Below are 6,693 nucleotides of genomic sequence, written 5' to 3'. Positions count from 1 at the left end.
TAATTTAAATATAATAGTTAAAATAATTTGACTATCATAATTAATTTATAAAAATCTTCTTCAAAAATAACTAATTTAATTTGAAAATAATTAGCTAATATAATTCGCTAATCAACACTTTTGGATTGCTTTCTGTAACGCCTGTTCGGTAAGCCGCGCCGCGCCTTTTCCCACTTTGACGTATAGGGCAATCGTTTTTTGGGTTACTTCCTCCTGCAAGGTATCAACTCCTTTCCCGGTAAAGTGCGGCTATGCTCATTCGCCGCCGTATAAGTCGTGATTGACAAGGGCGGTATAGTAGCTGTCAATGGTACTCGGCGCGTTGAACAGCACCGCTTTTAGATACTGCTTGATGTTGCGCACTTTGGTTGTGTTCTCCCTCATGCAATCCAAAACAAACTCAATATGGCTGCTGTTCAGCTTCAAAAACTTGGATTTCACCAATTCGGCGGGGTAGTCGTCCCCGGCAATACGGATTGTCTTTCGGGCTGTGCAGACGGTTTCCAGCATAAGGTCAACAATCTCGTCCAAACGGTCTTTGTCAATTTTGCAGTTTTGAATGAGATGGTCGTATTCGATATTGTCCTTGATAATCTCCCTGTAAATCTCTACTGCGCTATTGCTTTTCGCTTCCGTTCTTTTCCTTTCCGGCGGCGTAGCCGCTTCGCCATGCGCAAAGGGCAAGGGGTTTAGGGAATGGAAAGGAATGGAATCGGTACTTGATAAATCAGTAATTGATTGTTCTTTACTTAATATATCTTTATTTAATTGCGTTGGATTTTCCAACGTAGGTTTTTCCTGCGTAGGTTTTTCCAACGTTGGATTATCCAATGTTGGATTTTCCAATGTAGGTAAATCCAATATAGGCGGCTGTCCGCCGCTGGTAGCTGCTTCCGGCTCTCGCGGCTGCGGCTGCTCGTATATGACGTAATCTGCGCCCCGCAAGCGTCCCTTTTCGTCGCGCTCCCGGCTGCGCACGATATATCCGGCTTTTTCGAGTTCCTTTACCGCTTCGCGGATTGCGTCGATCTTCTCCCGGTTGATATGGGATAAGCCCGCAAGGGTATAATCCCAATCTTCGGGCAGCGAAAGCATTTGCGACAACAAGCCCTTTGCCTTTAAGGACAATTCCTTGTTTCGCAAGTGGTGGTTGCTCATAACGGTATATCCCGTATTTCGCTCCACTCTGAAAACTGCCATATTTCCTCACTTCCTCTCTTGGTATGCGTGGACAATTAGAAAGCCGTTTTCGGCTGTTTTGGTATTGCAATATGCCCTTTGCCGTTTTCGCGTCTGCAAAGCCGCATGGCACAAGGGCTTTTGCCCGTCTATTTGTCCATGCTGGCGTGCGTTTTCCGCGTCCTTTTGCCGGGGCAATAGGGACACTCTTTGAAAACGCAAAACTCATATTTCCACCCGGGGCGGTAGAAACGGCAAGTGCCGCAATCTTCATCATCTCCGGCACAACCGGATTGATAGCGGTCAAATCCCGGCTTCTGCTGCATGAGCAATTCAAACGCCCGCTGCTTGCCCTTTGTGAAATACATTCCGGCTGCACCTCCTTTCCTGCGGGCATAAAAAAACGGCGTTACTTTCTCCCCCAAAGGGGTTAAGGTAACGCCGTTTGTGTGCGTATTCAGTTTTTAACACATTCCCTGTCTATCCGCTGTCCGCAAAACCATTGATTTTATTAGCTTTTTGCCGCTATCGCTATCACACCTCATTATTAGTTATACCACAGTCAATTTCTAGCTTGGAATTAGGAGTTGTTCAAATTTCAATAACCGATTATCAAGGACAAATCATTACGGCTATGCTAGCAGGTTTTATGCTGGTATTTATAGAAAAATCTTTTAATAAAATTATTCCAAATGCTATTAAAATGATTATTGTTCCCTTTTGTTCTTTAATATTGACTGTATTTGTTACTTATGTAATTTTAGGTCCTATTGGTTTAATCATTGAAAGTATTATCGCAAATGTTGTTAATAGCGCCTTTACTTCAAACCTGGCAATAATTATAGCTGCCATAATTGGTTTTATTTATGTTCCTTTTGTCATGACGGGATTGCATCATTTAACAATCATCATTGATACTATTTTAACTACTACTTTTGGTGGTACTATTCTTTGGCCAATGATTGCTTTGTCTAATATAGCTCAGGCTTCTAGTGTATTAGCGATGTTTGTATTACAAAGAAATGACAAAAATGCTCGTAAAATAAATGCCCCTGCCTGTATTTCCTGTTATTTAGGTGTTAGTGAACCAGCTTTATTCGATGTAAATATTAAACATCATTTTCCATTAATTAGTGGTATGATTGGTTCAGCGATTGCAGCTGCAATCTCAGTTGGGTTTGGTATCCAGGCTTTCAGTATTGGAATTGGTGGACTACCAGCAATTATTTCAATCAAACCAGAATTCTGGGGTTATTATTTATTAGCGATGGCTGTTGCTATTGGTATCCCCTTTATTTTAACTTATGTATCTGGTAGAAAAAAATTAGCAACCCCTGCAAAATCAAATAAAGAAAAAGATTTTATTTGCCCAATGGCTGGCAATCTAATACCATTATCTAAAGTAGAAGATCAGGTATTTTCACAAGGCTTAATGGGTGATGGCTTTGCAGTAGAATTAAAAAACGGTGAAATTATTGCACCATTTAGTGGTGAAGTGATAATGACTTTTCCTACCAAACATGCTTATGGATTGAAACGTGATGATGGATTAGAAGTTTTAATTCATATTGGTATGGATACCGTCCAGTTAAATGGTAAGGGTTTTGAATCTTTCGTTAATCAAGGTGACTTTATTAAACAAGGACAAACTATCGCTAAAGTAGATCTTGAATATGTTTTATCACAAAAAAAATCGGTTGTTTCTCCGGTTGTATTTACTAGTGGCGAGCATATTGAATGTAATGAGCAATTTGTACAATTAAAACAAGAAAATATTTTTAAATGGAAAGGATAATAATAAAATGGCAAATTTTCAAGATAAAGTTGTATATCAAATTTATCCCAAATCATTTCAAGATAGTAATAATGATGGTTTTGGTGACATTAATGGAATTATTAAGCATCTAGATTATTTAGAAAAACTAGGTGTTGATTATATTTGGTTAAATCCTATTTTTGTTTCACCGCAAAATGATAATGGTTATGATATTGAAGATTATTACGCTATTGATCCTAGCTATGGCACAATGGCTGATTTAGAAAAGTTGATCAGTGAGGCTAAAAAACATAATATCTACTTAATGTTCGATATGGTCTTTAATCATACTTCTACTAATCATCAATGGTTTAAAAAAGCATTAAATGGCGAACAAAAATACAAAGATTATTATATTTTCAAAAAAGGGAAAAATGGTAATCCGCCAACTAACTGGCAATCTAAATTTGGTGGTAATGCCTGGAAATATGTCGAAAAATTTGATGAATATTACTTACATTTATTTGATGAAACTCAGGCAGATTTGAACTGGAAAAATCCTGAAGTTAGAAAAGAAATGGCTAATATCGTTAATTTCTGGATTGAAAAAGGAATAAAAGGTTTTCGATTTGATGTCATTAATTTAATCGATAAAGAATCATTTGAAGATGATTATGAAGGAGTTGGAAAAAGATTCTATACAGATCGTCCTTTAGTTCATACATATCTTCAAGAATTAGCTCAAAATTCTTTTGGAAAATATGATGATATTATTACGGTTGGGGAAATGTCAGCAACATCAATAGATAATTGCGTTGGTTATACCAATCCTAATAATCATGAATTATCAATGGTATTTAGCTTCCATCATCTAAAAGTAGACTATAAAAATAAAGAAAAATGGACTTTAATGCCTTTTGATTTTCAAGAATTAAAACAATTATTAAATGATTGGCAACTAGGCATGCAAGAGGGTCATGGCTGGAACGCACTTTTTTGGTGCTGTCATGATCAGCCCCGAGTTCTTTCACGATTTGGGGATGATAAAAACTACCCTAAAGAATCCGCTAAAATGCTTGCAACAACAATTCATTTACTAAGAGGAACTCCTTATATCTATCAAGGAGAAGAAATTGGAATGACCAATGCCTACTTTGATAACATTGAACAATACCAAGATGTTGAAAGTTTAAATGCTTTTAAAATCTTAAAACAAAATGGCATGTCAGAAGATGAAATTTATCAAATCTTACAAAGTAAATCTAGAGATAACGCACGAACACCAATGCAATGGAATAATCACTGTTACGCTGGATTTTCTAATGTAGAACCATGGATTGCTGTCAATGAAAATTACCATGATATAAATGTTGAAAACAATTTAAAAGATTTAGATTCAGTGTTCTATTACTATCAAAAACTTATTAAATTACGTAAACAATATTCAGTTATCCTACAAGGTGCGTATGAGCCATTATTACTTGATCATCCTACTATTTTTGCTTATAAACGAATTGATCAAAATGATGAAATAATTGTCTATAATCATTTCTATGATGATAATCAATCAACAATTACTGTTGATGCTAGTCAATATGATATTTTACTTTCTAATGTTCAAAGAAACACATTAGAAGATACAATAATTTTAAAACCATATGAATCGTTAGTTTTAATCAAAAAATAATATATATCGATTATCAAGAGATTTTTTAGTGAAATAAGAAATCTCTTTTTTATTATAATTTAAAATTAGTAGTTTAATTTTAATAATTATTCAAAACTGTTGCTACCGATTAACAAATTTAACTGATATAATAATAGAAGATACAGTATTACCCTAACGACCTATTAACTATTATAACCCACTATACTTTATTGATCTTCGATTACCCTTTTTATAATTAAATAATTTAACTATTACATCTAGATAAATTTTTAGTTATAAATGGAGGGATAATATGATTGCCATCACCGATAATAGCGAATATTTTAATGTTGAAATAACCCAAGAATTATACGACTCAATAATTAAATTAATCAATTTTAAAAAGATAAGGTGTACTTGTGGTCAAAAAGGCACTTTAGTTAAAATTGGTACATATCCTCGTCATTATAAAATTCCCGATCGAAAAATCTGTATTCAAATTCAAAGAGTAATGTGTAAACATTGCGGTAGAACTCATGCAGTTCTTGTTCAAAATATGGTTCCTTCTTCAATGCTTTTAGTAGCTACACAAATCGAAATATTGAAATCATATTATAATCATTCATTAGTTGATTTTTTAGATCAGCATAGTGCCATTGATTTATCAAATATCTATTATGTAGTCAAGAATTATGAAAAGAAATGGAAAATCTATTTAGAAAGTGCAAATTTATCTTTAGAAAGTAATGAATCTAATATTGTAAATTATTTTCTTGATCATCATCATAGTCAATTTATGCAAATGAAAAGAAATATTAATATCATCAAATATTAAAATAGTGATTTGCTTTATTGCAGATCACTATTAGTTTCAATACCAATAATTCTTAACGTATTTTTATCAAATTGCCCATCATAAAATTTATCAATAACATGTTTAAAAACTTTATTTTTACTTGCCACATAAAATAATGTCATTGATGATTGTAACTTTAAATTATCAGGATAACCTAAAATTATAACTGGATTATTATTTTTTAATTCTAATAATGCATTACTAATTTCGAATAATCTTTTATTTAAAATAGGATTTTGGAGATATTCTTTAGCCTCATCTAAAGAATCAATAGCATAATAAACTGCAGTTGAACTATGCCCCAATCCTTTAATCTGTGGGAAAATATACCACATCCAATGACTAACCTTGCAGCCATTTTTTATTTCTTTTAAAGCTTGATCATAGCTATTTTTTTGAGCATCAATAAAACGTTGTAAATCAGCCATTTAATCACCACCTATATTCATCATATCATAAATTTTAATTTATTTATTAAAATAGAGCTTAAAACTAAATACTACGATAGCAAAAAAATCTTTAATTCTTTTCATATTGCCACCTCCTGATAAAATTCTAGCGCATTATATCTAGTTATATCACTGTATTTAATGATAATATTCTTACAAATTTATGATAAAAGAAAACATTTTATAAATTGTTTTTCTTATTAATATAGATTAACAAAGAGGAATTAGTTATAACATTAAACTAATTCCTCTTTGCTTCATTAATTATTCTTTCTATTGTTATAGTAGTTGGTTTTCCATTTATATAGCCTTCTTTTAAAGTTAAATCTTCAATCAGTTTATCAATAGTTTCCTTGATTTCATCTTCTTTTACTAATCCAACTATCTCCATTGCTTTTTTCAATGAAATATCTGTTTGTTCTAATAGACTTATTAATATTTCATATTTTTCTTTAGCGCGTCCTTCTAATATTCCTTCTTTTTTTCCTATTTGTCGTCCTAATGCTTGATTTTCAATTATTAATCCTTGCGCTAAGTTACACATATTTTCAACTCCTTTCTTTAGTTTATCACTCATTTTAAAATCATATTCTTTTTCTAAAATTCCCCTTATCTCTTGAACACTTCTTCCGCTCATTCCAAACAGTAACATCACCACTCTTAATAATTCATCATTCTGTTCATATTTTTGGCTTATTTCATGTTTACTGCTTGTATAAATCGTTGCTATCTTGATCTTATCATAGGCTTCTTTTTCTTTTAACGGTATTCCTGATTCCACTTTTTCTTGTAGACTATATATCCT

At 32.9% G+C, this 6,693-nt stretch carries 7 protein-coding genes; 3 read left to right on the top strand and 4 right to left on the bottom strand.

Features of this window, described 5'->3' with window-relative positions:
* Positions 1-255 precede the first annotated feature (255 nt).
* Positions 256-1,200 carry a DUF6017 domain-containing protein gene (locus tag B5E92_RS14725; protein ID WP_002604485.1) on the bottom strand — a complete coding sequence of 315 codons (945 nt, stop codon included), beginning with the start codon at positions 1,198-1,200 and terminating at the stop codon, positions 256-258.
* A gap of 128 nt (positions 1,201-1,328) precedes the next feature.
* Entirely contained in the window at positions 1,329-1,547 is a 219-nt protein-coding gene (locus B5E92_RS14720) for a hypothetical protein (RefSeq protein WP_002604486.1), read from the bottom strand.
* A 77-nt stretch (positions 1,548-1,624) separates the two neighbouring features.
* Between B5E92_RS14720 and B5E92_RS14715 the strand changes: the two genes are divergently transcribed.
* The 3 genes from B5E92_RS14715 (at position 1,625) to B5E92_RS14705 (ending at position 5,418) form a co-directional block, all read left to right on the top strand.
* On the top strand, positions 1,625-2,974 hold the full coding sequence (locus tag B5E92_RS14715; protein WP_239406500.1) for a glucose PTS transporter subunit IIA: 1,350 nt from the start codon (positions 1,625-1,627) through the stop codon (positions 2,972-2,974).
* Positions 2,975-2,981: 7 nt separating this feature from the next.
* Entirely contained in the window at positions 2,982-4,622 is a 1,641-nt protein-coding gene (gene treC / locus B5E92_RS14710; protein WP_087303406.1) for an alpha,alpha-phosphotrehalase, read from the top strand.
* A gap of 274 nt (positions 4,623-4,896) precedes the next feature.
* Positions 4,897-5,418, top strand: coding sequence for a DUF6431 domain-containing protein (locus B5E92_RS14705; protein WP_087303404.1), 522 nt, complete (start codon positions 4,897-4,899; stop codon positions 5,416-5,418).
* 14 nt (positions 5,419-5,432) lie between these two features.
* Here B5E92_RS14705 and B5E92_RS14700 read toward each other — a convergent pair whose 3' ends face one another.
* A complete protein-coding gene (locus B5E92_RS14700) occupies positions 5,433-5,867 on the bottom strand; it encodes a DUF1810 domain-containing protein (protein ID WP_087303402.1) in 435 nt (144 codons plus the stop codon).
* Between the two features lie 262 nt (positions 5,868-6,129).
* A partial coding sequence (locus tag B5E92_RS15575; protein WP_158095251.1) for a hypothetical protein occupies positions 6,130-6,693 on the bottom strand: 564 nt, incomplete at its 5' end.

The sequence above is a fragment of the Erysipelatoclostridium sp. An15 genome (assembly GCF_002160675.1).
GTDB lineage: Bacteria > Bacillota_I > Bacilli_A > Erysipelotrichales > Coprobacillaceae > Thomasclavelia > Thomasclavelia merdavium.
This window is presented reverse-complemented; position numbering and strand designations above follow the sequence as displayed.

What these genes read in the sequence shown, in the direction of transcription:
- B5E92_RS14725 (WP_002604485.1), bottom strand. Translation starts at nt 1,200, where the DNA reads ATGGCAGTTTTCAGAGTGGAGCGAAATACGGGATATACCGTTATGAGC.
- B5E92_RS14720 (WP_002604486.1), bottom strand. Translation starts at nt 1,547, where the DNA reads ATGTATTTCACAAAGGGCAAGCAGCGGGCGTTTGAATTGCTCATGCAG.
- treC (WP_087303406.1), top strand. Translation starts at nt 2,982, where the DNA reads ATGGCAAATTTTCAAGATAAAGTTGTATATCAAATTTATCCCAAATCA.
- B5E92_RS14705 (WP_087303404.1), top strand. Translation starts at nt 4,897, where the DNA reads ATGATTGCCATCACCGATAATAGCGAATATTTTAATGTTGAAATAACC.
- B5E92_RS14700 (WP_087303402.1), bottom strand. Translation starts at nt 5,867, where the DNA reads ATGGCTGATTTACAACGTTTTATTGATGCTCAAAAAAATAGCTATGAT.